Genomic DNA, 24865 nt, shown 5'->3' with positions numbered 1-24865 from the left:
ATTAATAAAGCGATTTAAATTATTTAACGGCATCCTTCAATGTCTTACCAGGTTTGAAAGCTGGAACATTGCTTTCCGGAATTGTAATTTCGGCATTAGTTTGAGGATTGCGACCCTTGCGTGCTGCACGGTGTCGAACTTCAAAATTACCAAAACCAATTAATTGGACTTTTTCGCCCTTTACCAAGGTTTCTTTGATTGATTCAATAACTGCGTCCACTGCTTTAGTCGCATCTTTTTTAGATAGCTCAGCCTTTTCAGCAACATTTTGAATTAATTCAGCCTTATTTGCCATTTGCATTCACCTCCGCCAGCAATAACTTAAATATTGCTGTAATTAACCATGATAACTTCTCGCAACCATCGTCATGTTACAAATTATCATAAGATGACCTTAGTATCAAGAAATAACTGCTGTTTTTCCCCGTTTTCCGCAATTTTATTTTCTCTGGCGCGCGATTAAACGAATTGGTGTTCCCGTAAAATCAAACATTTCTCTTAGTTGATTAGTGAGGAATCGTTCATAGGAAAAATGGAAAATCTCCGGATCATTAACAAAAACCACAAAAGTTGGTGGTTGCACCGCTACTTGAGTTACATAATAAACTCGCAGACGTTTATGCTTCACTGTTGGTGCTGGTGCAATTGCCGTTGCCTTGAGTAACATTTCATTTAAGAGAGCCGACTGGATCCGCCGATTCTGATTTTCATTAATTGCCCGAACTAATTCGACGATTTGACGGAGACGCTGTTTCTTAAGGGCCGAAACGAAGATAATTGGCGCATAACTTAAATACTGCAATTCTTGCCGCAAATAATCCGTAAATTCTTGCATTGTCTTGTGATCTTTATATTCAACGGCATCCCATTTATTAACAGCAATGATTACTCCCCGACCGGCCTCATGCGCGTAGCCAGCCACTCTTTTATCTTGCTCTCGGAGCCCTTGAGCACCATCCAAGACCAAAACCACAACGTCACAGCGATCGACTGCCTTTAAAGCCCGCATCACAGAATACTTTTCTGTGTTTTCATAGACTTTACCGCGCTTGCGAATCCCTGCGGTATCAATCATGGTATACACTTGGCCATCATCTTGATCGATAAACTTCGTATCGATTGAATCGCGAGTCGTTCCCTCTTGGTTTGAAACAATGACCCGCTGCTCACCTAAAATGGCGTTGACTAGGGACGATTTTCCGACATTGGGACGACCAATAAAACTAAACTTGAGCGAATCATCTTCAGCAATTAAAGTCTCCCGTGGAAAGCTTTGAATTACCTGATCCAATAGATCCCCCATTCCAGTTCCATGAACTCCAGAAACCGGATAAGGATCGCCTAAGCCTAGGGCGTAAAATTCATAAATATCTTGCCTTTGTTCTAAGTTATCAGCCTTATTGACCGCTACCACGATCGGTTTATGAGCCGAAAACAAGATTTGAGCAACAACTTCATCCGCAGCGGTTACTCCGACACGGGCATCGACAACCAAGACAATCACATCAGCTTCTTCAATCGCGATTTCTGCTTGGCTGCGAATCTCTTGATTCAAATCATGCTCTTCCAGCGTAATTCCACCGGTATCAATCAGATTAAATTGCTTCCCCAGCCACTCAGCGTGGGTATAAATTCGATCGCGAGTTACGCCCGGTGTATCTTCAACAATTGAGATTCTTTCTTCAGCGATACGATTAAAAAGCGTCGATTTCCCGACATTAGGACGGCCGACAAGGGCCACTGTTGGTAAAACCATGGATCCACACCTACTTTATAAAGATAAAAAACTGGCACCTCTAAAGTGCCAGCCCCTAGTATTAATAATAATCTTACTTAAATTGATCAGCATCAACCATATCACCTAAGGAAAAACCACGTTCTTCTTCGGGCAAGGTATAGTGATCATCTTCTGGTTCTTTAGTTTCTTCTTTAGCATGCGGATCTGGGATCAAGGCTTTCAAAGAAAGACCTAGGCGCTTTTGATCAACATCTAAGTTCAAAACTTTCAAATGTAATTCTTGACCCACTTCCAGAACATCAGCTGGTTTATTAATCCGATCCCAAGAGATTTGGGAAACATGCAATAAACCTTCAACTCCAGGAAGAACTTCTATGAATGCTCCAAAGTCTGTCAAACGCCGAACTACGCCATCAACCTCGTCGCCAGGAGCGATCTTAGCTGCAGCGTCTTCCCATGGTCCTGGTTGAGTAGCCTTAATTGATAAGGAAATTCGTCCCCGTTCGGGATCCAAGTCCAAAACTTTAACTTTCACAGTTTGACCTGGTTCCAAAACATCGGAAGGCTTAGCAATATGTTGATGAGAAATTTGGGAAATGTGAACCAAACCATCGACACCGCCCAAATCAATAAAGGCCCCAAAATTAGTTAACCGGGAAACTTGGGCTTCTAAGACATCCCCTGGTAAAAGTTCTGCAAAAACTTTTGCTTCTTGTTCAGCTTTTTGAGCTGCCGCAATTTCCTTGTGTGACAGAACAAAACGGTTATTAGCAGCTTCTACTTCAATAATCTTTAATTCCAATTCTTGACCCACAAAACGTTTCAAGTCACGAACAAAGTGATCGGAAATCATTGAAGCTGGTACGAAACCACGTAAGCCATCAATGTCAACTAATAAACCACTCTTGACAGTCCCCGTAACTTGACCGGTTACCGTAGCATCTTCAGCCTGTAACTGAGCCATTTTTTCATATTTCTTGCGATTGGCAATTCTTCTTTGTGATAAAATAAAACTGCCATCTTCTTTATCATTATTAGAACGCCGCATAACGAGCAATTCTAATTTATCCCCCACCTTGGCTAGCTCATGGATATCGGTTTTAGAACTTCCGCTCAATTCTCGAGCCGGAACAACTCCTTCAACACCGGAGTTGTCAATACCGACAACTAATTGATGATCATCGATCGAAAGCACCTCAGCTTCTACGACATCACCAACTTGAACTTGATTAAAATTATCAAGTGCTTGCTCCATGGGATTTATGCTGTTATTATCTTCAGCCATTTTAAGATCCTCCTCGCCATCATTCGCAGTCTATATTAATAGAAAAACTGCCAAATTACCAGTGCTATTATTTATATTTTTAGTTTTGCATGAATGATTTCTAATATTTTCTGAACAACTTGTTCAATTGTAAGCCCTGTCGTATCAACATGAACAGCGTCCGAAGCCGCTTTTAACGGTGATATTTTCCGATGAGAATCTTTATAATCTCGGGCCGCAATTTCCATCTTCAAAGTTTCCAAACTGGTTGTAATATTTCGAGTTAGATTTTCCCGGTAACGTCGTTGAGCTCTTTCTGAAACACTGGCTGTCATAAAAATTTTAACTGGCGCTTGTGGTAAAACAACAGTTCCAATATCGCGACCATCCATAACTACATTTTGGGTTGCTGCCAAATCTTGTTGCTGTTTGACCAGTAATTGCCGGACTTTTGCCAGAGCGGAAACCTCGGAAACATTATTAGCTACCAAAGGCGTTCGAATTAGTTCGGTCACGTCTTGCGGGCCTAAAAAAGTATGCTGCTGGCCCGCAATCAGTTGAAAACTAATTGTTTGTTGGCCCATTTGTTGGACAATTTCAGCTTCTGCTCCGTAAGCAACTCCTGCTTGTTGCGCCATCAAAGTTACAGCACGGTACATAGCCCCAGTATCGATATAGAGATAACCTAATTGTTGGGCGATAATTTTGGCGATGGTACTCTTTCCTGACGAAGCAGGACCATCAATCGCAATTTGCATATTTCTTCCTCCAACTAAAAAACAGGCCCGCGCCTGTTTTCTTTATTTCTTATTCCAAACTTATTTCACTTTGACCGTCATTCCCGGATGTAAAGCAACCCGACCATTTAAACGGTAAAAATCATCCAGACTCATTCCATGATTAACCGCAATCCGATAAGCATTGTCCTTCGGTTGAACGGTGTAGATATTGCTAGCTGCTGGTGAATTATTAGCTGTTGTCGTGGAATTGTTATTTTGGTTATTAGCTGCTGGAGCTTGACTATTCGCATCAGTATCAGCCGCTGCTGAATTATCTTTCTGTGAACTTCCGACTTCGGTTCCATTATTCTGACTATTAGCCGCTGGAGCTTGATTATTCGCATCGGTATCAGTTGTTGTCGAATTATCTTTTTGTGAATCTCCGACTTCAGGTCCACTCTTAGAATTTGACTGGTCTTCTTTTGACTTTTGCGTTTTCTTAGCTGCAGTCTTCTTTTCAGACTTGGCTTTTTTATGGGTCACAACCTTTTTTGGCTTGGAACTCACCGAAACTCGCTCAGAGTTACTAATAGCCGACTTTTCATGACCAGAAATCAAGGTCGACCAAACTACCGGTACAAACATGGCCACCAATAAGAAGGCAACTAAACCACCTACCAAGAGCTTGTTATTATGGCGCTTGGTACGATCAATCCTTGATAAAGACTCACCTGACTCAGACACTTGATCGTCGTCGAGGTCGTCGGCACTACCATCAAATTTAGATTCCCAAAGTTTAGAATCTTTATCATCCATACAATTCACCCCTAAATATAACTATAAGTATTTTACCAGTTGTTCGTCAAAATTTCAGTAAAATCACTTCGGAAGTTCATATTTAAGCCTTAATTCGCTGCCACAATATCAAAAATAAACTTGAATTGATGGCCCCCTTGATCAGATTAAAGGGAACAACGCCCCACATTAAATAATGGCTTAAACTCATATTAATTTGCCAGCCCATGACTTGCATATAAACGGGAAGTAAAAAGTAATAATTAGCTAGGGCCATCATGATAGTTAAACTAATAATTCCCGTCACTAAGGCCTGTCCATGCCAGCGATCCTTATTCCAAAGCCAATAAATAGGACCACAAAAGGACAAAGTCGATATTAAGGCGGCAAAATTACCAACTAGTCCGCCCAAACTTAAACCTGTCAATAACCAAGCTAATAAGACTTTACAAAAAGCCACTAGAACTCCCACTGCAGGCCCATAGGCAAAGAAAGCCAACAAAACTACAATGTCACTGAGATCCAATTTTAAAAAAGTAAAACCGGGTAATAGTGGCACCGCAACTAGCATTACCAAAGTTGCCAAAGCAGCTAAAACTGCCCCACCGACAATTCGGTTCGATGCTACTTTCAAAAATTTCATCAAAAAAGCCTCCAACAAACCGTCGCGAGGCAAAGTATAATCTCACAAATACTAAAGAAATTGAAAGTTTGTAAAGATTAGTACGTTTTCTTTCATCTGGACTCTGACCATCGGCTTTGGATTTTCACCAAATCAGCCACCAAAAAGTGGGTTGCGGGCTTTAACCGCCGGTTGGGAATTACACCCTACCTCGAAAACGATTTATAATTTTTTAAGTGTGATAATTTCTTTTTGGTTGAGAAAACGCCATTCACCAGAAGTTAGACCGGCTAAATTCAAGAAACTGACCTGCTCACGTTTTAATTTTAACACATCATAACCAACTGTGTGAAACATCTCTTTAACTTGATGGTTCATTCCTTCATGAATCGTAATTCTCACAATAGAAATTTGCCGCTTGGGGTCTCGAGTTAAGATCTCAGTTTTAGCTGGAGCTGTCTTCTTATGATGCACGACTACCCCATGACGCAACTTCTCAAGCGCCTTTGACTCCACTAATCCTTGTAATTTGGCTACATAAACTTTATCGACTTGATGACTAGGATGTAATAAACGGTTAGTTAAATCACCATCATTAGTTAAAATTAACAAACCTGAAGTATCATAATCTAATCGTCCAACCGGATAAATTCGCGCATTAATAATATCTTTAAAGTAGTCGGTCACAACCGGACGTTTCTTATCATCACTAACGGCGGTGATTACTCCCCGAGGCTTGTAAAATAAAATATAAATTTTGGGATCGCGTTCGATAGGCAAGCCGTCCACCTCAATTAAATCATGCGGTGTAAATTTAGAGCCCAATTCACGGATGACTTTTCCATTGACCCGAACTCTACCGGCGGTAATTAAATCTTCTGCCTTGCGCCGAGAGGTCACTCCAGCATTAGCAATTAACTTTTGTAATCTTTGTTTACTATTTTCCATTCTTACTCCTCTTCGAATTCCGTCGTTGGATCTGTAACTGAGGCGAATTCCTGCCAGTCGGGCAGATTCATTAGTGACTGCAAACCAAAGTAATCTAAAAAAAACTCTGTTGTTACATAGACTAAGGGACGACCGGGAGCTTTCTTATGCCCGTTGGCTTTGATTAATTGCCGCGCTAAGAGAGCCTGAATAGTCCCACTACTATTTTTCACCCCGCGGATTGCATCAATTTCAATCCGCGTAATTGGCTGGCGATAGGCAATAATTGCCAAGACTTCCGTGGCTGCTGGACTCAAAGTCGCTGCTTGTTGGAGTTGCAAATACTCTTCAATTACTTTATGCAACGAAGCTTTGGTCAATAACTTATAGCTGTCTCCATATTGCTGTAAGGTCCAAGGTGACCGGGGATCACTCAAGCGATCTTGTAAGTATTGTAACTGCTCGCGAATCGCCGCAGTATCAACCTGCAAAACTGCCGCAACCTTAGCTAGTTCAATTCCTTGTTCACCTGCAGCATAGAGTAAAGCCATTAAGGTTGTTTCGATTGCCACAATTTCACCTCAATATCTGCTTGATAATCTGATTGTTGGATTTGAATTACACTATTATGAGTTAGTTCCAATAAGGCCATAAACTTCGTCACTACTTCCTCACTAGAAGCTGACTTTTGTAATAATTGCCCAAAAGTAGTCACTGGATGCTGGGCCAATTTTTCTAAAATGATTCCAGTAGCAGCTTCTAGCGACATGGTCTCTATCGTTCCTGGAAAAACTAAATCCACCGGCTGCTGTCTAGCTTGAAGTTGTCGAAAACTCAAAGCCAAATCACGAGCTACTTTGACTCCCGGTCGCAGGGGAATCCGGTCGGGATTAGCTACTGTAGTGACCGCCTTAGCATGCAACAACTGCCGCTTTTTTTCGTAGTCTTGTAAAGTTTGGGTAATATTTTGAAAGGTCTGATAAGTTAGTAATTGGGCGACCAAGTCACTGCGGGGATCGCCCCCCTCATCCTCAGCAGCTAATTCATCAAGGACTGGCGCCTGGGGCAACAGCATCTGACTTTTGATCCGCATCAAGGTCGTCGCCATTACCAGATAGTCCCCTGCAATATCAAGTTGTAAAGATTGCATTTGCTGTAAATAATCCAGATATTGCTGGGTCACTTGGGCAATTGGAATATCGTAAATTTTAATTTTGGACTGCCGAATTAAATGCAATAACAAATCGAGCGGTCCTTGAAAATCAGCCAGAACCAGTTCCAGAGGTGCCATTACTGCTCCTCCTTCGCTCGATGGAGCCAACTTTGAATTAGAGGTGTTAGAGAAATCGTCCCCATTAACTTCGATTGGGGATAATAGGCTTGCAATTCATCTAAAATTTCAAATAATTCACTTTCTTTGCGATAAGCAGGATTTAGCGAGAAATAGCGGACCATCACCAATTTATCCTGTAACTCTACCGCTACAATTCCTAAAAAATTATCACTTTGTTTTTTATATAAAAACAACTGATGATAATCATCGTGCGTATACAAGTTCAATTCCATCTGTAGATGTTCCCAGTCTTTTAACTCCGGTAAATAAGATAGGAAACCCATCGTGATTTTTTGATAATTTTGATTATATCTGACTAGCATCATTATCACTCCACTAGTTTTAAGATTTGCTGGCAGTTTCCGTCAACTGAATTCCCGCTTTATTTTGACTAATTAGCTGCCGTTTTAACAGATTTCCCAAGGCTCGCTTAAAACTACTCTTACTGATTCCAAAGTAACGCTTAATAGCCTGAGGATCGCTTTTATCATTAAAAGCTAATTGATGTTGCGGTTGGCGCTTTAAAACTTCGAGGATCATTGCGGCATCATCACTAATTTCTTCATAAGCTCGCGGCTTGAGTGATAAATTCAGATGATCAAAGCTCATCCCAATTACTCGTCCTTGAACCAATTCTCCTAAGCGCGGTTCTCTTTCTCGTTCACTAGGATGGATAAAACCTAAATGATAATCATTAGTTAAGACATAAGTTCCATTTAATTTCAGGCGATAAACTAAAGCTTGCAAATTTTTATTTTGTAACTTTTTGTCCACGGGGCGACTTAGTTGTTGAATCACATGAGCATCAGCCAATTTTCCCCAGAGTCGATCTTTTTTATCAACGCTCAAAGTAACTAAAAGATGATCACCCTTTTGGGGCCAGAGAGACTTTAATTCTGGTAAATCATCTAAGGAAACCACCAAGTCCTTATCGGGTAAGCCAATATTTAAAAAGACTCCTAATTTAGGCTGCACAGCAACTACTTCCCCCAAGCCGTAACGACCGATTCCGATTTCTGGAATTTTAGAGGTTAGCACTAGTTGCTGATGTGAATTTTGATAGACAAAGCCGCGGATTTCGGTTTGACCAGGGGTAACTTCTTTCTTAGAAACTTGAAAAGTCCAGCCAGAGATTGAAACCGCATAATTTTGCGTATTTTGATCAATAATTGTTCCTGTTTGAATCGTTCCTAGCAGTTCGTGTAAATTCATAAATCCACCTTCGTTATTTAATTCCCCATGATGCTAATAATGTGACAATACAGTAGGTCATTCCCGAAGCAATCACCGGACCAGCGGCAATTCCTCGAAAACAAACCACTCCGATAATGGTTCCCAAAACTAAAGCCACCGTCATCTCCGGTGATGATGTCAATAGGCCAACACCTTTGGCCGATAAAATTGCGACTAAAATTCCACAACCGACGGCAACATAACCGGCAGGAGACTTAAAAGCGTTGAGCAGATCTTGAAATCCAATTTGCCCCAAGGCAATTGGCATCAAAATTGCCAGTGAAATTACAGTTACTCCCCAGTTAATTCCTTTACTTTGAACAAGCTGCATTAATTTATCCGTTTGCGGGATTAATTTTAAAATTAAAGTTACTACGGCAGCAATTTGCAGTGAACGGTTCTTACTAAAAGTTGCCACTAGTAAAATAATCAGCAGAAATAGCCAACTTTCCATGGATTTTAATCTCCCTTTTTTGTTAACCACCATCTTACCATATAAAAAAGGTCGAGGAGACCTCGACCTTAGAAAAACTCTGATCATTTACTGTTTTATAGTGAGTTGGAAGCTCCCCGGTAAACATTACCACGACGAGAATCAACCGTAATCACTTCACCATCTTTAATGACGGAAGTAGCAGTTTCTGCGCCAACAATAACCGGAATTCCCATTGCAATTCCAACTACTGCAGCGTGAGAAGTTAAACCACCATTTTCGACAACCAAGGCACTAGCCTTTTCAATTGCTGGCAAATAATCTTTATCGGTATTTTCAACAACTAGGATATCTTTGTCATTGATTTTTTCAGCTGCTTCTTGCGCACTGTGAGCAATAACTGCCTTACCAACTAAGGTTTCATCACCAATTCCTTGACCCTTAACGAGTTTGGAACCGATCAATTGAATCTTCATCAAGTTAGTAGTTCCACTTTCACCAACTGGAACTCCAGCAACGATTAAGATCAAGTCGCCTTCTTTAGCCAAACCTAATTCTTGAGCCTTTTGGGTTGCTAAATCAAACATTGCATCGGTGCTTTGTGGACGATCAGCGATGATTGGTGTAACACCCCAGTTAATGGTCAAACCACGTTGGGTCCGTTCATCAAAAGTTATTGCCAAGATATCAGCACTTGGACGATACTTAGAAATCATGCGTGCAGTATAACCAGACTTGGTTGCTGTTACAATGGTATGAATTCCTAATTCCTGGGCTGTCCGCACAACAGATTCACCAATTGATTCAGTTGCGTTAGAACCCTTATAAGCTTCAAACCGTTGCAAAGCCAAAGTGTTGGAATCATCTAATTGAGCTTGAGTCCGCAAGTTAATTCGGCTCATTGCTGAAACAGCTTCAACTGGATAATCACCATTCGCACTTTCACCAGATAACATGGTTGCATCTGTACCGTCTAAAACAGCATTAGCAACGTCAGTTACTTCTGCACGAGTTGGACGAGGATTTTCTTGCATGGAATCTAACATTTGGGTAGCAGTGATAACTGGTTTACCTAAAGCATTACACTTTTTGATTAATTCTTTTTGGGCGAAAGGTACGTTTTCAAACGGAATTTCAACCCCCATATCGCCCCGGGCAACCATTAAACCATCAGAAACCTTCAAGATATCATCAATATTGTCAATACCTTCTTGAGATTCAATCTTTGGGAAGATTTGCACATGATCCATATGCTTAGCTTCTAATAATTCCCGAATATCTAAAACATCTTGGGCTTTCCGTACAAAACTAGCGGAAATAAAGTTGATTTCGTGATCCAAACCGAAATTAATATCTTCGGCATCTTTTTCTGTAATACCTGGCAATTTAATTTCAACGCCCGGAGCATTGACACCCTTCTTGGAACCAATTAGACCGTCGTTTTGAACTTCCGTTACTAATTCCTTGTGAGCTTCATCTTTTTCAACGATTTTTAAATCTACTAGACCATCATCGATTAAGACATGACCACCAACATGGGTATCGTCATACAAGCCTGGATAAGTAACCGCGATCTTTTGGGGATTACCCGTTAAGCTAGCGTCCATGGAAACCCGAATTGTCTCACCTGTATGAGCCTCAAATTTACCACCTTCTTGATCAGTGGTCCGAATTTCAGCTCCTTTGGTGTCTAAAACAATTCCGACTGTTTTTCCAGTAATCTTTTCAGCTTCCCGAACCATGTTCATCCGTGAAAGATGTTCTTCATGATCTCCGTGTGAAAAGTTAAAGCGAAAAACATTAGCTCCGGCATTGATCAATTTAACAATTGTATCAATATCGTTACTAGCAGGTCCTAAGGTACTAACAATCTTGGTTCTTTTCATTAATGTCTCTCCTTAAGGAATAAATTGAAAACACAACTCCAACAGTATAACAGAAACAACTACTTAGCTAAAGACTTGTTTATATCATATAAACTTAAATCTGGTTTATGCTTGCTATCAAAGAGGTCTAAAATATTGTGGTAAGTTAGCTGATTGTCTTCAATTCCAATCGCAATTCCACCTTTACCCTCATTCAATAAGTCGACAGCATAAGCTCCCATCTTGCTAGCTAAAACTCGATCCCGGGCAGTGGGTGAACCTCCCCGTTGAACATGTCCTAAAACTGTGCTTCGGGCATCAAAATCACCGTATTGCTTTAATTTTTGCATGAATTCGTCGGCATGCATGACTCCTTCGGCCAAGACAATAATTGTGTGCTTCTTGCCCCGTGACCGTAAATTACGGATATCTTGAGCAATGTCTTCCACCTTAAATTCACGTTCCGGAACCACAATTTCATCAGCACCACTAGCAACTCCAGCCCATAAGGCAATATCCCCAGCTCCGCGACCCATAACTTCAATCACAAAAATTCGTTCGTGACTAGCAGCTGTATCTCGAATCTTATCAATTGATTCTACGACCGTGTTCACAGCAGTGTCGAAACCAATTGTAAAGTCGGTATAAGGAATATCATTATCAATCGTTCCCGGCAAACCGATGGCATTATAACCATGCTCAGTTAACCGTAAAGCTCCATGATAGGAACCGTCTCCACCAACTACGACCAAAGCTTCAATGCCAAACTTTTTCAACTGCTCAATTCCCTTTAATTGACCACTTTCTTGGGCAAACTCTGGATACCGAGCAGAATACAATTTGGTACCGCCACGGTTGATGATTCCCCCGACATCGGAACGATTCATTGGAAAAATATCACCTGCAACTAAGCCTGCATAACCGTAATTAATTCCACAAACTTCAATTCCAAGCGACATTGCCCGCCGAGCCACAGACCGAACCGCTGCATTCATTCCAGGGGCATCTCCACCACTGGTCATAATACCAATTTTCTTCATGACTACACCTCAATACTTTTGTTAGCTTCTGGAAAAATACTACACTATAGAATATAACATTAATTTACTGAAAAATCAGGAACAATTCATGAAAAGCAGATCTAATTATAAACAAAATTATCTGTTCCCACCAACTGCTGTAATTGGATCCGAAACTGTGAATTATCTTGGACCCAATTTTGTTTTTTTAGTAAAAATTTTTCATCACTATCAGCGAAATAAACTACGACGGGAATTGGGCCCGAAAATTTCAAAGTTAAAGCCAATAATTGCTGCAAAATCTGTGAATTTTGTTTCATAATTCGGATAAATAAGCGATGTTGGGGCTGTTCTTGTAAAACCTGTTGGGCAGCTACTAATTTTTCGGCTACTAATTCTGGTTGCTGCCTTTGATTTAAAGAAACCTTGACTTGAATAACATAGACTTGCTGTTCTTCTAGTTGGACCCTTTGATACAAACTGGGAAAGATTGTCAAATTATAGTCGCCAAGCTCATCTCCCCCTTCGATAAAAGCCATTTGCGAACCATTTTTTGTCCGAATGACTTTAATCTTTTTTACAAAGTATAAAATCGTCCCCACATCTCCTAATTTCAAGGAGAGAGCCCTTTGGAACTGAGGTTGAAAAATTCTTTTGTAATAATAGTCTACAGGATGTCCCGAAACATAAGCCCCCAAATATTTCTGTTCTTGCTCTAGCCTCTCAGTTGCGCTATAATCAGGAACCTTTTGTGATTTTGGAGCCAAAACATCAAATAAAGCCACACTTTGACCGGCCAAACTAAGGCTTTCAATCAGCCCTTCTAAATCAACTGTCAGCTGATGGCGATTTTTATTAAATCCGTCTAAGGCCCCACTATAAATTAAGGGCAGCAAAAAATCCTTCTTTAAAAATCTTGTTTCTAGGCGTCGCAAGAAGTTCGCCAAGTCAGAAAAGGAGCCTTGTTGCCTCATTTCTAAAATATTTTTCACTAAATCTCGGCGCAAGCCTTTAATAAAGAAAAAACCAGTCCGCAGATTAGCCTTCTCAATCCGAAAATAGGGATCACTTCGGTTAAGATCGGGACGTAAAATTTTGATTTGGCGTAACTTTAGAGCCTGAAAATACTTAACTACTTTGGCGTCATTATTAGCGTTAGCATTTAAGAGCGCGACAAAAAAAGCGCGGGGAAAGTGAACCTTCAAATAGGCTAAATCATAGGCTAACTGACTGTAAGCTACAGCGTGTGATTTATTAAAACCATAATTAGCAAATTGTTCAATATAACGAAACACTTGTTGAGCATTTTCTTTTCGATGGCCCCGAGCCACCGCTTGTTGAATAAAGGTCGCCTTTTGTTGCTCCATGATTGTCCGATCTTTTTTGGAAACTGCTCGCCGTAATAAATCTGCGGCTGCCAAGCTAAATCCAGCCATTTGGGAAACTACTTGCATTACCTGTTCTTGATAGACCAAGATTCCATAAGTTGGCTGCAAGATTGGTTCTAAGGAAGGATCCGGATAACTAATGGCTTCTTGTTGATGTTTTCTTTGAATATAATGGCCAATATTTTCCATTGGCCCTGGTCGATACAAAGCATTAGCTGCCACAATATCCAGAAAACTGGTCGGCTGCATCCGACGAAGAACTGAACGAATTCCTGCCGATTCAAATTGGAAAATCCCTTCAGTATCGCCAACTTGAAATAATTTTAGAGTAGCCGCGTCATCCAAGGGAATTTGGTTCAATTGCTCTTGGGCTGGCTTTTGGGGATCAACCAAATGTAAAGTCGTATTTAAGATCGTCAGGTTCTTTAGTCCTAAAAAATCAATTTTCAATAAACCTAAGGCCTCGATATTACCCTTAGGTTGCTGCGTTAAATAGACCTGCTCGCTACTTCCCTTTTGCAAAGCCACCGTTTCTTCCAAGTTTTGTTGTCCCAAAACCACACCCGCAGCATGCGTTGAAAAATGACGCGGCAAATTTTCTAATTGCAAGGCTGTTTGGAAGAGCAATTGATTTCGCCGGGAAGCACGATACAAATTTTGCAAAGCCGGCGAATTTTGGTAAGCCTCTTTTAAGCTAATTCCTAATTGTGCGGGAATAGCTTTGGACCAGCGTCCCAATTCACTAGAACTACAAGCTAAAACCCGTCCGACATCCCGTAAAGCCTGTTTGGCACCAAAAGTTCCAAAAGTAATAATTTGGGCCATATGGTGGGCGCCGTATTTCTGATGCAAATAACGGACTAATTCATCACGACGATCATCCGGAATATCTAGATCAATATCGGGCATATCAACTCGTTCAGGGTTTAAAAAGCGTTCAAAGAGTAAATCATATTTTAAGGGATCAACCTGAGTAATTCCTAAAGCATAACTAACTAAGGAACCCGCTGCCGATCCTCGCCCTGGGCCTGTTAAAATTTTTAGATGATGGGCTTGACGAACAGCATCCCAGACGATTAAAAAGTAATCATCATAACCCATCTGCGCGATAATTTTTAATTCATGTTCTAGGCGTTCTTGATACACTCCCGGAACTTGTTGAGAAAAACGCTGCGTTAAGCCTCTTCTAGCTAAGTGTTGTAAATAAGTCTGCGCATTGAATTCTTCGGGAGTTGGGTACTTGGGAAGTTGGGTCCTTTGAAAATTAATTTCCACTTGACACTGAGCCGCAATCCGATCCGTATTTTCTAAGGCTTCTTCAAGTCCAGCTGCTTGAAAAGTTTCAGTAAACTCAGCTAAGGACTGTAAGTAATGGTCGCCGCGAGCTTGGTAACTTTCAATTTTTCCCCCTGCACCAATTTGCCGTAAAACTTCGGTCGCAAAAGCCGCTTTGGGGGTTAAATACTGAACGTCGCCCAAAGCAACAACTGGCAAGTCATGAAGCTTAGCCAATTGCGCAATCGTTTGGGCTTGAACTTGATGATGATCGCGGATACTAACTCCAAGATAAAGATCATCTCCCGGTAAATTTTGAAATTGTTGCACCCATTTTTGGACAATTTCAGGAGTCATTTTTAGACAAGTCTGCAATTCACCTTGATCAGGAGCAATCACGATCAAGTCTTTGAGAAATTGGGGATAATCACTAATTTCCAAAGACTCGGAGGAAGTCATAACTAACGTCGATAGCTGTAATAAATTATGATAACCTCGATCATTACGTGCCAGCAGCAACAAGGGATATTGTTGGGCAGGATTAATTAATCCTGCCACTTCCAAGGTCAAACCTAAAATCGGCTGTAGATGATATTTTTTCGCCAAGCGGTAAAAATCAACTAAGCCATAAGTAACATTAATATCAGTTAATGCTAAGGCCTGATAGCCTTGCTCTCGTGCTTGTTGACACAAGTTGGGTAAGCTGATTGTACTCTGGAGTAAAGTATAACTGCTGATAACTTGTAATTGTGTGGCCATATCTACCTCCTCGTGTCTCATATTTTACAACAAAACTCAGAATAATTTATAGCCTTCATCCTCGTTGTATGTTAGAATTTCCCATGAAAGTGAGATGGTCGAACATGAAGTATCTCGTAACTTTATTTTGGACAATTGTTTATGGTCAAATCTTAGGCTATATTGGAGCCGCCTTAACCTCACGCTCAGATCAACCAGGATTAGCCCTTGGTGTCTCCGTAGTTGTTGGTTTGATTATTTGCATTCTTCCCAAACTCTTACAACCACAAACAAGTAAAAAAGGATAACCATTTCGAGGTTATCCTTTTTTGATTCCAACACATTTTCTTTAAAAACTAACTGAGGACAGACTATAAAATCTAGTCTGTCCTCACTTTGTTTTAAGCCTAATCGTTATTAGTTTGGTTAGCAACAACTTGTTGACCCTTATAGTAGCCTTTAGCTGAAACATGATGACTCATTCGGTATTCACCTGTAGTAGCATCAAATTGAATATTAGGTTGACTTAATTTAATATGGCCACGACGTTGGCGTTTCTTTTGTTTTGAAGTCTTTCTTGCTGGAACTGCCATGTAATGATTCTCCTTTTCTGATTAAACTGATATAAATACTATCTTTACAAGTACCCCTAACATGTTACTATCAATCGGGAAACAGGGCAAGAGTTTTTAATTAATTATTTTTTATTGCCCAATCTTTGGGTTACAAAATCACCCAGATAAGGACATAGTTGATATAAAACGTAACCAGCAGCCATTAACTTCGGTAAATTAATTTCTCGAACCGGCAGGCCAATTTTAGCGATAATCTTTTGTGCCACCTCTTCAACCGGTAAAATAATCGCTCCCACCGATTGTAAGTAGCGACCATTATGATCCGCAGTCTTAAAGAAATTAGTTGCCACAGGCCCAGGATTAACAGTTGTAACTTGGACATTGAGCGGCTTCAGCTCTAAACGCAGAGCATCAGAAAAAGCAATTACAGCAGCCTTAGTTGCAGAATAAACAGCTGATTTAGGAGTGGGAATCTTTCCCCCCATCGAACCAATATTAATAATATGTCCCTGACCCTGTTCGACCATCGTTGAAGCAATCAAGCGCGTCATTAACATAGTTCCTAAAACATTGACCTTAAACATTCGATGCCAAAGGGCATAATCCGTTTTCAAAAAGTTATCAAAATCGCCAAATCCCGCCGCGTTGATTAAAATTCCAATTTGGGGAAATTGCTTTAAGACGGCTGCACACGTTGTTTGGACATGTTTAGCAATCCCCACATCCAAAGGGTAAATTACCACTTGTCCAGCAGTCAGAGCTTGACACTGTCTTTGTAATTTTTTAAGGGCTTCTTCATGGCGCGCAATTAAAATCAAATTAGCTTGATGGTAAGCTAACTGTAGTGCCAGTTGCCGGCCAATCCCAGACGAAGCTCCCGTGATCATAATATTTTGCCCCTGTAGATGTTTTAAGGCAGCAATCTGCATCTTCTAATCCTCCTCTGCTGGCGCAAACTTGACTTCAATCTGATCAAAATCTTTTACAACATAAACATTAGAAAAGACCTTCCGAGCATCATTAAGTAACTCATAAAAACTATTTCCAAAATAACGGGCTGAAATATGATTTAATAATAACCGTTTAACTTGGGCTTGAACAGCGACTTGCGCTGCCTGGCGGCTGGTAGAATGATAATGTTGCCAAGCCATCTTCTCTTCTGCATGAGCTAAAGTACTTTCGTGAACTAAAACATCTGCTTGGCGAGCTAAATTAATACTTTCAGAACAATAACGAGTATCTCCTAGGATCGTAACAACTCGCCCCGGACGGCTTGGACCAATAAAATCAGTTCCTCGAAGCACGGTACCATCTGCTAAAGTAATTTCTTGGCCCCGTTTTAACTGACCCAGCAAGGGACCATTGGGGACATTAAAGCGTTCTAGCTTTTCCATTAAAAGCTCCCCGGCATGAGGTTTCTCCTCAATTCGATAACCGTAACAGGGAATTCGATGCTCTAACTGGCCACAAATCACCCGAAAGGTTTGATCCTCAAAAATCACTCCTCCAGCCTGCAATTCATGATAATTAATCTTATAAGTTAAGTGACTATCAGATAATTTCAGGGTCGTCTGAACAAAACGCTTAATTCCACGAGGACCATACAAATCTAAAGGTGTCTGCCCGCCTTGAAAAGAACGGGAAGACAATAATCCCGGCAAACCAAAAAGATGATCGCCATGTAAATGGGTGATAAAAATTTTATTAATTTTTCGTGGCCGAATTGTAGTTTCTAAAATTTGCTGTTGCGTCGCTTCGCCAACATCAAAGAGCCAGATTTCATTTCGTTCATTGAGTAATTTCAAAGCCAAGCTAGATAAATTGCGGCCTTTTGAAGGTACTCCTGCACCGGTACCTAGAAATTCTAATTCCATGGCTTCTCGCTTCCATTTAATATTTTACAGCTTTTAAAATCCCCCGGGCGACAAGAATACTATAATACTGAGTTCCTTGAGGATTGGTATGCACCGAATCAGTATAAAACCACTCAGAATGTTTAGCACTGTAATTTTGCCAATCAATGACCTTGAGATTTGAATAACGTTGCGCTTGCCGCTGCAAAGTAGCATTAACACTATGTTCCCAAGTTCGCGTTGGTACATGGACATTGATCCAGAGAACTGTCGTCTTAGGTCCCACAGTGGTCATAATTTCTTTAATCTGGCTTTCACTAACCGGACCATTAGTTCCCAAACCGATAACCACCGTTGCTGGTAAAATACCCTGGGTCTGATAACTTTGTAAAATTGGTAAAGCTGCATCTGCTTGTCGACTTACAGCCGCATTGATAATCAAATTAGGAAAAATTTCCCGTAGACCGCTAGATCCATTAACCATCACTGAATCTCCAATTGCCAAAGCGGAGATACTCTGGGCCCGTTGCAAATCAAATTGACTAATTCCCAATTTTTGATACTTTTGGTTAACCGGATTAATTCGGGCTTCTTCTTTCCAATGAGCAATTTGCGCCCGTTGCTCTTTAGTTGAATGGTGTTTTTTTAGATTTTTTAAAGCTTTTTTATTTTCATTCTCATTCTTTGTCTTATTCTTTTTAATATTTTGTGCCAATTTACTTTGATTAGCATCAGGCTGGTCTTGAGCTTGCACGGATTGCACTAAGCCACAAGTTCCCAAGGTCATAATCACCAAAACTCCTCCCGTTAAATAGGACTCCCAACGGGGTAATTTAAAGTGTAATAATTGCTGCCCCCAGAGATGCCAATTTTTCCGAGCCAAAGGAGCTTCAACTAAATTATAAGCTAAAATACTGATTAACAAAATCAATAAAATTTCAATTATCGGATATAAATATGGGTGATCCGCAATGTTATGGACTTTAGATTCGAAAAAAATCATAACTGGGAATTGATATAAATAAATTCCGTAACTCAATTTACCAATCTCATCAAAAAAAGGATTACTCAATAAGCGATTCCAGATAGATGCTGGATGAGCAATGATCGCAATCAAGATCATTGTTACTAAGGAGAAAAGAAACATCCCTCCGTAGTAGAGTCCTCCTGAAGTTGCCTTGAGCTTAAACATTAAATAGAGCATGCTGGCAAAACAAACTGCTCCAATCAGATTGAGACACCAACGCTGCCCCCACTCTAACTTAGTTTTTAGCTTATTCAGTGGCCAGATAACGGCTAACAAACTTCCCAATGTTAAGGAAAAAAGTCGGGTATCCGTTCCATAGTAAACTCGGCTGGGATCGACTTGCGGCTGATACAAAAAAGCCATCAAAACCGCTGATAAAATCGTCACACTAGCCAAAAATCCCGCTAATTGTTGCCGAGAAAACCGACGGAACAAAAACCACAAGCACAAAGGTGCTAAAAAATAAAACTGGCCCTGAATGGATAAAGTCCACATATGGGTAAAAGGAGATTCATTATTAGCAAAACGTTCAAAATAAGATTGTCCATGAATAATTTGCCAAAAGTTATAGACGTTAGCTACATTAGTCCAAAAGATACTCCATAAATGTCCCAAGAGATTCCTTTGGAAACAAACAATATAGGCACTGGCACTAAATAACATCAATAAGAGATTAGGATACAAACGTTTAAAACGCTTGATATAGTAATCCTTAAATTGGAAAGTCCCGGTTTTATTTAATGAACTCAAAACTTGATTACTAATTAGATAACCGGTTAAACCTAAGAAGATCGGAACCCCTAAATATCCCCCCGCGAACAAATTGGGATTAATGTGATACAAAATGACGCCAACAACCCCAAGCGTTCTCAGCCCGTTAAAGCCGGTAATATAACGTTTGGAATTAGTTGCTTTCTTCATCTAATAAGATCCAACCCTTACATAAATTCAAACTCAAAGTCTCCAATCAAAACAGTATCACCAATTTTTGCACCGGCCTTAATCAAAGCTTCATCCACACCCATGCCTTTTAATTTACGCGCAAAACGCATAATTCCATCTTGATAATTTAAGTTACTCCGTTGGAATAAAGCCAGCACCGCTGGACTAATAATTTCAAAGACGTTCTCATCTAGACGCTTGATTTCAATTTTACTGTCATTTTCTGCTTGATATTGATAAATTTTTTCATCATTCTTAGCTGTTGTGGTTTCAACTATTGGAGTGACCGGTGTATCTGCTAAGACAGCAGCCGTTTTCCGCAATAAGTTAGTCACTCCATCATGCTGAATACCCGAAATTTGGAAAACTTCTTGGGGATCTAAAGTTAGGGTTTGGATAAAATTATCCAACCGTTCCTTAGTTCCCGGAAGATCCATTTTTGTTGCGACAACAATTTGTGGTCGTTGCAACAATTGCGAATCATAGTTAGCCAATTCTTGGCGAATTTGTTGATAATCCTCTACTGGATCTCTTCCATTATTAGGATCCATATCCACCAAGTGTAATAAAACTCGCGTCCGAGCCACATGGCGCAGAAACTGGAATCCTAAACCAACTCCCTGAGAAGCTCCAGCAATTAGGCCCGGTAAATCAGCTAAGACAAAATCTTGGCCGTCGTCTAAACGAACCATCCCTAGATTAGGCTTTAAAGTCGTAAACTGGTAAGCGGCAATTTTGGGTTTTGCAGCTGTCGCCACAGATAATAAGGTTGATTTTCCTACAGACGGAAAGCCAACCAGCCCAACATCCGCCAATAATTTTAATTCTAATTTTAAAGTTAGTTCCTGCCCAGGGGTCCCATTTTCAGCAATTTCAGGAGCCGTATTCCGGGAATTAGCAAAGTGGATATTACCTCGCCCACCGTGACCACCTTGAGCGACTACTAATTCCTGGCCCTCAGTGGTTAAATCACCTAGAACTTGCTCGGTATCCCAGTCTGAAACAATTGTCCCCGGAGGTACGCTAATATAAACATTTTGCGCATTTGCACCATGCATGGCTTTAATCATACCTTTGCCACCAGCAGGTGCTTTAAAATTTCTTTGGTAACGGAAATCCATCAAGGTTCTTAAACCTGGATCAACGCACAAAATGATACTGCCACCGTTGCCGCCATCTCCTCCGGCAGGACCACCGTTCGGAACAAATTTTTCATGTCGAAAAGCCACGGCCCCGTCGCCGCCAGCCCCAGCTTTTACTGTAATTTTGACGTTATCTACAAACATGATGATCCTCCAATGCTTTTCATCAAAACATTATTTTATCACACTTATTCCGGAAAGTATGACTGAATCTCTAAAACTCACTTGAATGATTTTTGCTCATTTTTAAAGGTTTTTGATTGAAAAAGATTGCTTTTGAATAATAATGCTGTATTATACTTATTGAGGTGAGATGTAAGTGATTACAGAGAAGCGTCGCCAACTGATTTTACACCAAGTTCAAATTCAAACCATCGTCAATATTCACGACTTAATGCAGCTGACTAACACTTCAGCCTCGACCATTCGCCGAGACTTAGACGAATTAGAGCAACAACACCTTCTTTGTCGCGTCCATGGAGGAGCAAAGGCTTTGGACTTAACTTTACAAATGGAACCTAAAGTTGCCCAACGCGAGCAATTGCATATTTTCCAAAAGCAAGCAATTGCTCAGTGTGCTGCTAATTTAGTTCAAGATGACGATGTTATTTTTTTGGATTCTGGCACGACAACCCGAGCGATGATTCCTCATTTAAGTCGCTATCATCAACTATTAGTTTTAACTAACGGTGTTGATACGGCATCTTGCTTGGCAGAAGCGCAAATCCGCACCATCGTTTTAGGCGGTCAATTGCGTAATTCAACCAAAGCTGTCGTCGGTCAAAGCATTACTGACTATCTCAATAATTGTCATCTGGATCGGGCTTTTATGGGAACTAACGGTTTCGATTTTCAAGCGGGTTATACCACTCCTGATCCCGAGGAATCAGCTGTCAAACGCTTAGCCATTCGTCAAGCAAAGAAGGCTTATGTCTTAACAGATGCCTCTAAATATCAACAAATTCGTTTCAGTAAATTCGCTGATTTAAGTGCGGCAACCTTGATTACCGATCAGCTTCCGCGCTCAGTCAGCAACCAACTAGCACAACTAACACAAATAATGGAGGTTTAATATGATTTATACCATTACGGTCAATCCCGCAATTGATTATGTTTTACAATTAGATCAAACTCTAGATCTAGGGGCCGTGAATCGAGCTCAAAATGACGTCAAATTACCCGGAGGTAAAGGTGTTAACGTCTCACGAATTCTTCAAGAATTAGGTTTTGATTCAACCGTTTGGGGATTTTTAGGTGGAGCAACTGGTAAGATGTTTGCGAATTTATTGCAACAACACCAGCTGCACACTGAATTTACTCCCGTTCAAGACGATCTGCGAATTAATGTCAAAATTAAGGCTGATAATGAAGAAACCGAAGTTAACGGTCAAGGACCGGCAATTACCCCCGCTGAGAAGCAGGCTTTTCTTGACCAAGTCAAAAAGATTCAAAAAGGCGATGTTATTGTAATGGCCGGCAGTTTGCCTCGTCAATTAGATAATGATTTTTATCTTGAAATTGCCCGGATGGTGACCCAACAAGGCGCAGAATTTGTGATTGACACCACGGGACAAGCTTTATTGGATACCCTGCCCTTGCATCCTTTAGTTGTCAAACCTAATAACCACGAATTAGCCGATCTATTTCATACTAGTTTCCAAGACGTTTCCGAAATTATCACCGCTGCTCGGAAACTTTTGGACTTGGGAGCCAAACACGCTTTGGTTTCGATGGCCGGTGACGGAGCCTTATTAATCACGCCAGAACATGCTTTTAGTTGCAATGCACCTAAAGGCACTGTCCAAAATTCTGTCGGCGCGGGAGATTCAATGATCGCTGGTTTTGTCGGCACTTACATGCAGACTCAGGATGCTTTGGAAAGTTTCCACCAAGGCGCAGCTTGTGGTTCGGCAACTGCCTTCAGTCAAGATTTAGCCACTTTAGACAAAATCAAGACAGTTTATCAACAAATCATGGTCACCCAATTGTCTTAGAATTACTACATTATTAAGGGAGGAATTTTACTGTGGATTTAAAAGAATTGCTTCGTCCAGAAGTCATGATCATGGACTTAAAAGCAACTACTAAAGAAACTGTCATTGATGAAATGGTAGCGAAGTATTACGAACAAGGCGTTATCAATGACACCAAGATTTTTAAAGCCGATATTCTTAAAAGAGAGGCCGAAACCAGCACCGGAATTGGCGATGGTATCGCCATGCCTCATGCGCGTGACAAAGCTGTCCAACGCGCAACGGTTCTTTTTGCTAAAAGTGAAGCTGGGGTTGAATACGCAGCTTTAGATAACCAACCAGTTCATCTTTTCTTCATGATTGCTGCTCCAGACGGTGCCGACAGTTTACACTTACAAGCTTTAGCTGCCCTATCCGCACTTTTAATTAATCCTCAACTGGTCGCGGCTCTTAAAAAAGCTCAGACTCCAGCCGAAGTTCAAGATTTATTTACTAAAGCCCAAGCTGAAAAGGAAGCCAAGGAAAAAGCTGACCAAGAAAAGAAAGCCGCTGCAGCTCAGGCACCAAAAGAAAGCAAAAAAGGTTTCATTGTCGCAGTTTCAGCTTGTCCAAATGGAATTGCCCACACCTACATGGCCGAAGCTAAACTCCAAGAAGAGGCTGAACGTCTAGGCGTTGACATTCGCGTCGAAACTAACGGTTCCGAAGGAGTTAAAAATAAATTAACTGCTGCAGAAATTGCTCGTGCTGACGGAGTTATTTTAACAGCTGATAAAAAGGTTGATATGCCCCGCTTTGACGGCAAACCCCTGCTTAATCGCCCCGTAATCGATGGAATTAATAAAGCCAGTGAATTGATCGAAAAGGTTGAGGCTGGCGAAGCACCGATTTACCACGCTGACCCTAGTGAAATGGGAGCCGGAGCGGTTGATACTGACGAAGGAAAATCTTTGTGGAATCGGGTCTACGCTGATTTAATGAACGGGATTTCCCATATGTTACCATTCGTTGTCGGTGGGGGAATTTTAATGGCGATTTCCTTCCTGCTTGAAAATATGGTAGGCGCAAAATCGACAACCTTCCTCTTCCTTAACAGTATCGGGAATAATGCCTTTACCTTCTTAATTCCAATTTTAGCGGCTTATATTGCGGTTTCAATGGCCGATCTTCCAGCCTTGATGCCTGGTTTCGTTGCTGGTTATATGGCTTCTCAAGCAACTGCTAGCTTTATTCATTCTGATAGTCCAGCTGGTTTCATTGGTGGTCTTTTCGGAGGATTCATTGCCGGTTACGTTATGATTCTTCTGAAAAAAGCCTTTGTTAAGGTGCCAAAGTCCTTAGAGGGTATGAAACCAATGCTGCTCTACCCAGTATTTGGCTTACTAATCGTTGGGGCAATCATGTTCTTTGCCATCGACCCAATCTTTGCGGTCGTTAATAAATTCATCACCAACGTTTTAAGTACCATGGGTACTGGAAATGCCGTTTTACTTGGTGCTGTCCTTGCCGGAATGATGGCGATCGATATGGGTGGTCCTTTCAACAAAGCTGCGTATGCTTTTGCGATCGGGATCTTTACCAGCAACAACCATGATGGTTCCCTAATGGCCGCAGTTATGGCTGGCGGGATGATTCCTCCTCTAGCAATTGCTTTAGCCACCACAATTTGGAAGCATAAGTTTACTAATGATGAGCGCCAAGCTGGTTTGAGTAACTACGTTTTAGGTGCAGCCTTCATTACTGAGGGAGCTATTCCTTTTGCCGCTGGTGATCCACTCCACGTCATTATTTCTAGTGTCATTGGAGCAGCCATCGGTGGAGGTTTAACACAACTTTGGCATGTTAATGTTCCGGCACCTCACGGAGGAATTTTCGTAGCTGCTCTTTCCAACCATCCCCTCATGTTCCTTCTTTCCGTAATTACCGGGGCCGTAATTGCCGGAGTTATTTACGGAATTTGGAAACCAACTCCGGAAAAAGCTGCTGCTTAAACTTACTCCAACT

At 41.0% G+C, this 24865-nt stretch carries 24 protein-coding genes and 1 riboswitch; of the genes, 4 read left to right on the top strand and 20 right to left on the bottom strand.

The features are described 5' to 3' along the window. Positions 1 to 19: 19 nt before the first annotated feature. The 15 genes from HU830_RS00855 to dnaE all read right to left on the bottom strand — a co-directional run bounded on the left by HU830_RS00855 (position 20) and on the right by dnaE (position 15370). Positions 20 to 295, bottom strand: coding sequence for an HU family DNA-binding protein (locus HU830_RS00855; RefSeq protein ID WP_176941930.1), 276 nt, complete (start codon positions 293 to 295; stop codon positions 20 to 22). A gap of 144 nt (positions 296 to 439) precedes the next feature. Next, entirely contained in the window at positions 440 to 1756 is a 1317-nt protein-coding gene (gene der, locus HU830_RS00850; RefSeq protein WP_176941929.1) for a ribosome biogenesis GTPase Der, read from the bottom strand. A gap of 73 nt (positions 1757 to 1829) precedes the next feature. Next, positions 1830 to 3023 (bottom strand): 30S ribosomal protein S1, encoded by a 1194-nt coding sequence (gene rpsA / locus HU830_RS00845; protein WP_176941928.1) that lies wholly within the window; start codon positions 3021 to 3023, stop codon positions 1830 to 1832. Between the two features lie 71 nt (positions 3024 to 3094). Then, complete coding sequence (cmk, locus tag HU830_RS00840; RefSeq protein ID WP_176941927.1) at positions 3095 to 3760, bottom strand: (d)CMP kinase; 666 nt, start codon at positions 3758 to 3760, stop codon at positions 3095 to 3097. Between the two features lie 60 nt (positions 3761 to 3820). Beyond that, positions 3821 to 4537 (bottom strand): LysM peptidoglycan-binding domain-containing protein, encoded by a 717-nt coding sequence (locus HU830_RS00835; protein WP_176941926.1) that lies wholly within the window; start codon positions 4535 to 4537, stop codon positions 3821 to 3823. Positions 4538 to 4619: 82 nt separating this feature from the next. After that, positions 4620 to 5159, bottom strand: coding sequence for an ECF transporter S component (locus HU830_RS00830; RefSeq protein WP_176941925.1), 540 nt, complete (start codon positions 5157 to 5159; stop codon positions 4620 to 4622). Positions 5160 to 5239: 80 nt separating this feature from the next. Further along, positions 5240 to 5361, bottom strand: a riboswitch (FMN riboswitch). Next, the gene (locus tag HU830_RS00825; protein ID WP_176941924.1) at positions 5361 to 6086 is read right to left on the bottom strand and encodes a pseudouridine synthase; all 726 of its coding nucleotides are present in this window, start codon (positions 6084 to 6086) and stop codon (positions 5361 to 5363) included. It overlaps the preceding riboswitch by 1 nt. A 2-nt stretch (positions 6087 to 6088) precedes the next feature. Continuing rightward, on the bottom strand, positions 6089 to 6637 hold the full coding sequence (scpB, locus tag HU830_RS00820) for an SMC-Scp complex subunit ScpB (protein ID WP_176941923.1): 549 nt from the start codon (positions 6635 to 6637) through the stop codon (positions 6089 to 6091). After that, complete coding sequence (locus tag HU830_RS00815; protein ID WP_176941922.1) at positions 6616 to 7356, bottom strand: segregation and condensation protein A; 741 nt, start codon at positions 7354 to 7356, stop codon at positions 6616 to 6618. The genes scpB and HU830_RS00815 overlap by 22 nt, the downstream gene beginning before the upstream one ends. After that, positions 7356 to 7724, bottom strand: a complete 369-nt coding sequence (locus HU830_RS00810) for an N-acetyltransferase (RefSeq protein WP_176941921.1) — start codon at positions 7722 to 7724, stop codon at positions 7356 to 7358. Before HU830_RS00810 ends, HU830_RS00815 begins: the two co-directional genes overlap by 1 nt. Positions 7725 to 7740: 16 nt before the next feature. Then, the gene (locus tag HU830_RS00805; RefSeq protein ID WP_176941920.1) at positions 7741 to 8610 is read right to left on the bottom strand and encodes a S1-like domain-containing RNA-binding protein; all 870 of its coding nucleotides are present in this window, start codon (positions 8608 to 8610) and stop codon (positions 7741 to 7743) included. A gap of 13 nt (positions 8611 to 8623) precedes the next feature. Continuing rightward, positions 8624 to 9085 carry a DUF441 domain-containing protein gene (locus tag HU830_RS00800; protein ID WP_176941919.1) on the bottom strand — a complete coding sequence of 154 codons (462 nt, stop codon included), beginning with the start codon at positions 9083 to 9085 and terminating at the stop codon, positions 8624 to 8626. Between the two features lie 95 nt (positions 9086 to 9180). After that, positions 9181 to 10950 carry a pyruvate kinase gene (gene pyk / locus HU830_RS00795; RefSeq protein WP_176941918.1) on the bottom strand — a complete coding sequence of 590 codons (1770 nt, stop codon included), beginning with the start codon at positions 10948 to 10950 and terminating at the stop codon, positions 9181 to 9183. Positions 10951 to 11009: 59 nt separating this feature from the next. Next, positions 11010 to 11969, bottom strand: coding sequence for a 6-phosphofructokinase (pfkA, locus tag HU830_RS00790; RefSeq protein WP_176941917.1), 960 nt, complete (start codon positions 11967 to 11969; stop codon positions 11010 to 11012). Positions 11970 to 12070: 101 nt separating this feature from the next. Beyond that, positions 12071 to 15370, bottom strand: coding sequence for a DNA polymerase III subunit alpha (gene dnaE / locus HU830_RS00785; RefSeq protein WP_176941916.1), 3300 nt, complete (start codon positions 15368 to 15370; stop codon positions 12071 to 12073). 104 nt (positions 15371 to 15474) lie between these two features. Between dnaE and HU830_RS00780 the strand changes: the two genes are divergently transcribed. Further along, complete coding sequence (locus HU830_RS00780) at positions 15475 to 15657, top strand: YjzD family protein (RefSeq protein WP_176941915.1); 183 nt, start codon at positions 15475 to 15477, stop codon at positions 15655 to 15657. 99 nt (positions 15658 to 15756) lie between these two features. Here the strand turns inward: HU830_RS00780 and rpmF are convergent, their stop codons facing one another. The 5 genes from rpmF to obgE form a co-directional block, all read right to left on the bottom strand. Next, on the bottom strand, positions 15757 to 15942 hold the full coding sequence (gene rpmF, locus HU830_RS00775; RefSeq protein ID WP_176941914.1) for a 50S ribosomal protein L32: 186 nt from the start codon (positions 15940 to 15942) through the stop codon (positions 15757 to 15759). 104 nt (positions 15943 to 16046) lie between these two features. Beyond that, positions 16047 to 16853, bottom strand: a complete 807-nt coding sequence (locus tag HU830_RS00770; RefSeq protein WP_176941913.1) for an SDR family NAD(P)-dependent oxidoreductase — start codon at positions 16851 to 16853, stop codon at positions 16047 to 16049. Positions 16854 to 16856: 3 nt separating this feature from the next. Continuing rightward, positions 16857 to 17798, bottom strand: coding sequence for a ribonuclease Z (rnz, locus tag HU830_RS00765; RefSeq protein ID WP_176941912.1), 942 nt, complete (start codon positions 17796 to 17798; stop codon positions 16857 to 16859). Positions 17799 to 17814: 16 nt separating this feature from the next. Then, positions 17815 to 19725, bottom strand: coding sequence for an acyltransferase family protein (locus tag HU830_RS00760; protein ID WP_176941911.1), 1911 nt, complete (start codon positions 19723 to 19725; stop codon positions 17815 to 17817). Between the two features lie 17 nt (positions 19726 to 19742). Next, positions 19743 to 21032: a GTPase ObgE gene (gene obgE, locus HU830_RS00755; protein ID WP_176941910.1), complete on the bottom strand. Its 1290-nt coding sequence runs from the start codon at positions 21030 to 21032 to the stop codon at positions 19743 to 19745. A 175-nt stretch (positions 21033 to 21207) separates the two neighbouring features. Here obgE and HU830_RS00750 point away from each other — a divergent pair, with 175 nt between their 5' ends. The 3 genes from HU830_RS00750 to HU830_RS00740 are packed head-to-tail and all read left to right on the top strand — an operon-like array spanning position 21208 to position 24852. Next, a complete protein-coding gene (locus HU830_RS00750) occupies positions 21208 to 21960 on the top strand; it encodes a DeoR/GlpR family DNA-binding transcription regulator (protein ID WP_176941909.1) in 753 nt (250 codons plus the stop codon). Position 21961: 1 nt separating this feature from the next. Beyond that, on the top strand, positions 21962 to 22882 hold the full coding sequence (pfkB, locus tag HU830_RS00745; protein ID WP_176941908.1) for a 1-phosphofructokinase: 921 nt from the start codon (positions 21962 to 21964) through the stop codon (positions 22880 to 22882). 32 nt (positions 22883 to 22914) lie between these two features. Further along, on the top strand, positions 22915 to 24852 hold the full coding sequence (locus tag HU830_RS00740) for a PTS fructose transporter subunit IIABC (RefSeq protein ID WP_176941907.1): 1938 nt from the start codon (positions 22915 to 22917) through the stop codon (positions 24850 to 24852). Positions 24853 to 24865 lie beyond the last annotated feature (13 nt).

Source organism: Bombilactobacillus apium, assembly GCF_013385145.1.
GTDB classification, from domain to species: Bacteria; Bacillota; Bacilli; order Lactobacillales; family Lactobacillaceae; genus Bombilactobacillus; species Bombilactobacillus apium.
The sequence above is the reverse complement of the archived record's forward strand: the minus strand, read 5'-3'. Positions and strand labels throughout refer to the sequence as shown.

Excerpts from the sequence above, each read along its gene's own strand:
- HU830_RS00810 (WP_176941921.1), bottom strand. The coding sequence starts at position 7,724 with ATGATGCTAGTCAGATATAATCAAAATTATCAAAAAATCACGATGGGT.
- HU830_RS00800 (WP_176941919.1), bottom strand. The coding sequence starts at position 9,085 with ATGGAAAGTTGGCTATTTCTGCTGATTATTTTACTAGTGGCAACTTTT.
- HU830_RS00760 (WP_176941911.1), bottom strand. The coding sequence starts at position 19,725 with ATGAAGAAAGCAACTAATTCCAAACGTTATATTACCGGCTTTAACGGG.
- HU830_RS00830 (WP_176941925.1), bottom strand. The coding sequence starts at position 5,159 with ATGAAATTTTTGAAAGTAGCATCGAACCGAATTGTCGGTGGGGCAGTT.
- pfkA (WP_176941917.1), bottom strand. The coding sequence starts at position 11,969 with ATGAAGAAAATTGGTATTATGACCAGTGGTGGAGATGCCCCTGGAATG.
- HU830_RS00825 (WP_176941924.1), bottom strand. The coding sequence starts at position 6,086 with ATGGAAAATAGTAAACAAAGATTACAAAAGTTAATTGCTAATGCTGGA.
- HU830_RS00780 (WP_176941915.1), top strand. The coding sequence starts at position 15,475 with ATGAAGTATCTCGTAACTTTATTTTGGACAATTGTTTATGGTCAAATC.
- obgE (WP_176941910.1), bottom strand. The coding sequence starts at position 21,032 with ATGTTTGTAGATAACGTCAAAATTACAGTAAAAGCTGGGGCTGGCGGC.
- HU830_RS00835 (WP_176941926.1), bottom strand. The coding sequence starts at position 4,537 with ATGGATGATAAAGATTCTAAACTTTGGGAATCTAAATTTGATGGTAGT.
- der (WP_176941929.1), bottom strand. The coding sequence starts at position 1,756 with ATGGTTTTACCAACAGTGGCCCTTGTCGGCCGTCCTAATGTCGGGAAA.
- cmk (WP_176941927.1), bottom strand. The coding sequence starts at position 3,760 with ATGCAAATTGCGATTGATGGTCCTGCTTCGTCAGGAAAGAGTACCATC.
- rnz (WP_176941912.1), bottom strand. The coding sequence starts at position 17,798 with ATGGAATTAGAATTTCTAGGTACCGGTGCAGGAGTACCTTCAAAAGGC.
- HU830_RS00815 (WP_176941922.1), bottom strand. The coding sequence starts at position 7,356 with ATGGCACCTCTGGAACTGGTTCTGGCTGATTTTCAAGGACCGCTCGAT.
- HU830_RS00805 (WP_176941920.1), bottom strand. The coding sequence starts at position 8,610 with ATGAATTTACACGAACTGCTAGGAACGATTCAAACAGGAACAATTATT.
- rpmF (WP_176941914.1), bottom strand. The coding sequence starts at position 15,942 with ATGGCAGTTCCAGCAAGAAAGACTTCAAAACAAAAGAAACGCCAACGT.
- rpsA (WP_176941928.1), bottom strand. The coding sequence starts at position 3,023 with ATGGCTGAAGATAATAACAGCATAAATCCCATGGAGCAAGCACTTGAT.
- pyk (WP_176941918.1), bottom strand. The coding sequence starts at position 10,950 with ATGAAAAGAACCAAGATTGTTAGTACCTTAGGACCTGCTAGTAACGAT.
- HU830_RS00855 (WP_176941930.1), bottom strand. The coding sequence starts at position 295 with ATGGCAAATAAGGCTGAATTAATTCAAAATGTTGCTGAAAAGGCTGAG.
- pfkB (WP_176941908.1), top strand. The coding sequence starts at position 21,962 with ATGATTTATACCATTACGGTCAATCCCGCAATTGATTATGTTTTACAA.
- HU830_RS00770 (WP_176941913.1), bottom strand. The coding sequence starts at position 16,853 with ATGCAGATTGCTGCCTTAAAACATCTACAGGGGCAAAATATTATGATC.
- dnaE (WP_176941916.1), bottom strand. The coding sequence starts at position 15,370 with ATGGCCACACAATTACAAGTTATCAGCAGTTATACTTTACTCCAGAGT.